The organism is Actinomyces sp. oral taxon 170 str. F0386, assembly GCF_000195595.1.
Classification (GTDB): Bacteria; Actinomycetota; Actinomycetes; order Actinomycetales; family Actinomycetaceae; genus Actinomyces.
In genome coordinates this window covers 1-545 of sequence record NZ_GL882567.1, presented here as the reverse complement: position 1 = coordinate 545, position 545 = coordinate 1, and the positions used below count along the sequence as shown (strand labels likewise).

The 545-nt window shown below is 65.1% G+C and carries 1 pseudogene; it reads left to right on the top strand.

Features of this window, described 5'->3' with window-relative positions:
* Nucleotides 1-296, top strand: a pseudogene (locus HMPREF9056_RS14405) (hypothetical protein); the annotation flags it as partial.
* Between the last annotated feature and the right edge of the window lie 249 nt (nucleotides 297-545).

Genomic DNA, 545 nt, shown 5'->3' with positions numbered 1-545 from the left:
AGATAAACCAGCCTCCACAAAACCCAGGGCTTGACAAGGACTCGTTGTGGGGCCTGGCTGAGGCGGGCCTGTCACCGGTGTCCTACGCGACAGTCAAGCGTCATCTGCCCAACTACGCCACTGAGGACTTCACCCGGGACCTGTCGCGTCTGCTGGCCGGGTACGCCCGCATCGGACGAGCCTCACTGGTCCTGCTTGACGTAACGACCCTGTACTACCGGGACCGACAAGGCCGACAGCCTTGCGCGAGCCGGGCTTCTCCAAGGAAGGACGCCTGGAGCCGCAGATCACGGTAGGGCTGCTCACCGACCAGGGTTCCCTCTGGGCTGGGGCCTTTGAGGGGCGACAAGGCCGAGACCGCCACCATGATCCCGATGATCAACGACTTCATGGACGCCTACAACCTCGACGACATGGTGGTCGTCACCGACGCCGGGATGATCGGCGCCGCCAACAGGCAGGCCCTGGAGAGAGCCGGCCTGTCCTACGTGCTGGGCTCACGCACCCCCGCGCGTCCCCGTTACCTTGTTGGTGGTCCCGGGTGG